The organism is Nitrosomonas mobilis (genome assembly GCF_900103035.1).
Classification (GTDB): domain Bacteria; phylum Pseudomonadota; class Gammaproteobacteria; order Burkholderiales; family Nitrosomonadaceae; genus Nitrosomonas; species Nitrosomonas mobilis.
The window spans coordinates 1-4,472 of sequence record NZ_FMWO01000028.1 but is presented as its reverse complement, the minus strand read 5'-3'; the positions used below and the strand labels follow the sequence as shown (position 1 = coordinate 4,472).

The 4,472-nt window shown below is 46.0% G+C and carries 4 protein-coding genes; 1 reads left to right on the top strand and 3 read right to left on the bottom strand.

Annotated features, from left to right (window positions below):
- The 3 genes from NSMM_RS02160 to NSMM_RS02150 all read right to left on the bottom strand — a co-directional run.
- The coding region (locus tag NSMM_RS02160) for a sensor histidine kinase (protein ID WP_090284171.1) at positions 1–1,148 on the bottom strand (1,148 nt) is incomplete at its 3' end.
- On the bottom strand, positions 1,129–1,818 hold the full coding sequence (locus NSMM_RS02155) for a response regulator transcription factor (RefSeq protein WP_090284169.1): 690 nt from the start codon (positions 1,816–1,818) through the stop codon (positions 1,129–1,131). The genes NSMM_RS02155 and NSMM_RS02160, both read right to left, overlap by 20 nt.
- Before the next feature lie 279 nt (positions 1,819–2,097).
- Positions 2,098–3,408, bottom strand: coding sequence for an ammonium transporter family protein (locus tag NSMM_RS02150; RefSeq protein WP_218120974.1), 1,311 nt, complete (start codon positions 3,406–3,408; stop codon positions 2,098–2,100).
- Between the two features lie 360 nt (positions 3,409–3,768).
- Between NSMM_RS02150 and NSMM_RS16320 the strand changes: the two genes are divergently transcribed.
- Positions 3,769–4,269, top strand: coding sequence for a transposase (locus NSMM_RS16320; RefSeq protein ID WP_090284165.1), 501 nt, complete (start codon positions 3,769–3,771; stop codon positions 4,267–4,269).
- Positions 4,270–4,472: the final 203 nt, after the last annotated feature.

Below are 4,472 nucleotides of genomic sequence, written 5' to 3'. Positions count from 1 at the left end.
GTCTTCCCCCCCCGAAAAAAACGTTCAAACACAAATGGCAAAAATTCCGGCTCAATACCGGCGCCTGAATCGCTAACCGTGAGTACATTTTTTTCATAAGTCACTCGAATGAATCCTTTCTCCGAGTATTGAACAGCATTGCGCAGCAAGTTAATCAGGACGGTATAGATAGCTTGACGGTTCAAAACAAGCGTCATTTCAGGGGCGATGCTTACATCAAACAATATTTTCTTGTTTTTAATATCCTGCATATATGGCTCTGCCGCGTCATAGACGCATTCAGATATCGCCACCGGCTCCATGATTCCCAAGGTTTGTTCGCGCGCGAGAAACAAGAGTGACTGAATCTGTTCTCCCATTCGCCTGGAGGCTGTTTCGATCTGTTTGACGTGTCTAACGGTTCTTTCTGATAAATTTGGATTCGCCAGAATTAATTCACAACTTGTTAGAATGGCGGTAATCGGCGTGCGTAATTCGTGGCTGATATTGCCAGTGAATTCCTGTTCACGATGCAGCATTTCGGTCAAGCGCTTTTGGTAATGCTTAAGCGCACGCGCAAGCTTGATAACCTCTTCACCATGCTCCGGCTTGATTCTGATGAACTCTTCTCCATCTCTAGTGGCAAGACTTTCTATTTGTTCCGCTAAATCGATCATTTGTTTGGTAAGCACCCCCGATAACAAATAGCCAAACAGAAAGGTAGGTATCAGGATGACGAATAATGAGAAAATAATCTGTACTATAAATTCTTGCTGGCGCTCTTCATGCAGGCTGGTACCGTAAGCAACCAGAAACTTAATGCTATTGACAAAACGTACCGAGACGCGAAACTCTTTACCATCCAGATATACCACATGATGGGAATCATTCAGACCACGTAGATATTCAGGCAGATTTTGTTCTTCAGCAAGATCATGAATAATGTAACTTCGCAGATTGGAACTGATGCCTGAGGCAAACCCCATACTTTCCTGGTTGTAGTGTGTCAGATGATTCATTTCCATCTGCATCACCTGTCTGATATGGTCCTCTTCGATTTCTCGTGAAGAAAGATATAATTTGGTGCCGAACAACCCAACGATTACCAGGCTAAATACCGTGATGATAAATGCGACACGTAGGCGGAAATTACGCTTGATTCTGAGCACGTTCTGCCAGACAATAACCTAGACCATGCACCGTTTCAATCGGATCGTACCCACCTGCTTGAATCAACGCCCGCCGCAATATATGCATATGGCTGCGCAGGGTGTCACTCGTACTCTGTTCTTCCTCCCACGCTTCCAGTTCCAGCTCCTTGCGACTATAGATTCGGCCTGGTTCGCTCATTAGCGCTACCAGCAAGCGTATGCACTTCGGCGACAACTTGATCTGTTTACCCGTAAAGGAAACGGTCATGGTTCTGGGATTAAAGCAAAGTGATCCGGCTTCAACTATGCGGTTAGTAACTTTTCCTTTATAGCGTTTGTGCATAGCCTCCAGCCGTGCCTCGACTTCTTTTAGTGCAAAAGGCTTGACCAGATAATCATCTGCACCGCTGTCAAACCCGGACAACTTGTCCGCTAAGGTATCGCGTGCAGAAAGCATCAGTATTGGCTTATCCATCAGCAATTCATTCCGTAGCTTGCGGCATAGGAGCAATCCATCCATATTCGGCAAGCCCAGATCGAGCAAAATAACATCAAAGGACTCGGTAGTAGCCAGATGTAAACCATTTTTACCATCTACTGCCACATCCACAATGTGTCCTTTTGATTCTAGGTATTCGTAGATATTGATAGCAATGATGTCATCATCTTCTATAATTAAAATGCGCATGGGGAATTAGTGTAATCCTTAGCAAAGCCAATGTAATCGATCAACTCGATATTTTAAATTCACGAGCATCGATTTTAGCTTAGAGGATCAACAGTCTTCAAGTAAACATTTTGTAACCATGCCCATCGTCCCTTGAGTCGCTAATACTCCTGCAGGACTCAAGATGGCTTTTTGAACATGGCCGGATGGGTGATTCCGCCATCCAGTATGCAGTCTGTGACATTTTTTAACCTGGGCACTTGAATTAGTACAAACGCCCAGGCAGAAGATTTTACCTTGTTATGGCATGTAAGAAACAGGTTTATCAGGGGTATCTGACCGATACGACTCAAGCTTAGTTCCGGATGGCAATGTTGTTGTGTGACTCTCCAACGCCTCTATGCGAGCTTGCAGTTTGGCAACCAGCGTTTCAGCCTGAGGTCCTTCAGTATGCGTAAATTCAACGCTATCTTCATAAGGCTCGATGGTTGTACCGGTGAGTTTAATCAGTATTCCCGCCACGAGCCCGCCGGTTAGCGCAATAACCAGTGTGATCCCTATGCCGGTTAGCTGTACGGCTGCAATCCCCGGAACAACCAGCAGCGCACTGAAACCGCCCAATAAGCCAGGCATGCCGTGCAAATTATGCACTCCGCAGGTATCGTAAAGATTTAGTTTTGATTCCAGCATAGGAAGAATATATCTGTAACCGATAACTGAAATAGTACCCGCCAGCAGACCAATCGCAAATGCACCAACAGGATTTACGACATCACAAACCGAACCGATCGCCACACCACCAGCCAGAGCAGCGTTGGCCATATCAACCATTGATGTTTTACCATTATTGACTGCTGTACTGACGAAATAGGTAGCGATCGTCGCCCCGCAGAGCGCCAATAACGTATTCACAACGGTTTGTGGCATTTGTTCAAGGGGAACAAGCGCCGTAGCGAAACTTGGCCAGAAAAGCCACAAAACTGCAGAACCAATCATCGCAAAGCGATCGGAAGTGGGATCTGATTGAATCGGCTGACCACGTTGATAAGCTGTTGTCAGCACAATGGACATGGCTAGGCCAAAATAAGCACCAAAAGCATGTATAACAATAGAGCCGGCCGTATCCTGGAAGCCGGTTGTCAGACCAAATGCATCATCCAGCACAATCCACTCATTCAACAAATAAAGTGGTACCAGCAACAGCGCCAGCAATGCATATTGAAATACTCGCAAGCGTCCAAGTACCGCTCCCATTGCAATTAAAGCGGTAGCGGTTGCCAGTTCAGCAAAAAGTAATGCATTGAGCGTGTGCGGTTCAAGAGCATGCCCAAAAACGCCATTGGCACGCAAGAGAATATAAAGTGGCAGACTAACAGCAACCACCAAATAGGTGCCGGTAATCGCACCAAAGCCATATCTACGAACAAATACCATCAGAAAACCGAACCCAACCAGTAGCATCGCCAAAATATGAATAATGTAGTTATATTGTGCAACGACCTGTGCATCACTGACTTCCGGCACGAGCTCAACGGCAACTGCCATGCCACTGAAACAAATTAAAAACAACCCCATTGCCACTAACTTCATCAAATAAAAACTTATTCTCATTTGATTCTCCCCTATTTTTTGTAAATGGACGAAGTACTTCGGGTCTTCAGTTTGCACCTGAATAACCATAATAGCAATAGTGCTATAATAAAAACCTGGATGTACTGTCGCTTACAAAATCATGGCAAGCAGCAATAGGCTGTATGTCAACGACAATCGAATATTGACTCACCTTCTTCCTTTCTGGCAAAGCCAAATTGGTCCACTCTTGGCGTTTATCTGTCGTTCTATTGGTAAGTTACCGGGATGCCGGTGACTTTCTTTCTTTCCTTTCAATCGATGACTGTTCCCGAGATCTGCACAATATGAGCATGATGCAGTAGTCGGTCGAGTAACGCCACCCTGTGGATCAAAACTACTGTGGCGGTAGCGAGGAATTTCGATCCGCAATCCGCCAAGCTCGTCTTTGAGCATCTTCTTGCTCTTGCTGTTACGGGCGTTGCCAGCAGGGTTGGCAACCGGCTCGTTGCGTCAGCTATCTCGGCAACAGAAACTGATGCAGGATGCAGGCGATGGGAACGAGATGCCGAGTACACGCTATGTGGCAATATCAGGGTGGATGACGCTTACCTTGACGGGGAATTAGCTGGCGGCAAGGCAGGCAGGGACTCTCAAAGCGAGGTGCCTTTTGTAGCGGCCATTTCTCTCGGTACGAAGGCCGTCCCCTGTATGATTAAAATGGCACTGATCTTTGGTTTTACGCGCAAAACGGTTTTTGACTGGACTACCGCTGACCTTGCGTCAGGTTGTATAGTTACTTCCGATGGATTGAGTTGTTTTGCCGGGATTACTGATGCTGGCTGCCAGCACCGGGCAATCGTTGCGGACGGTCTGAAGAATTTTTCTAGTCAGAAAAAATAATGACGGTTTCCCGCCAAATAGTCGCTAACTCGCAGCAAAAATCGCGATTTACCCACATCTTATTCACATGACAAAAATGGATTTTCATCTATTATCTATTTTTACGGGTACGGAACCATTTGCTGATTCGTCCGGACTGTACCAGTTTAAAGATAAGCCAGGACAACACTAATAGTACTATCGCCGGCCCAACCGCCTGACGC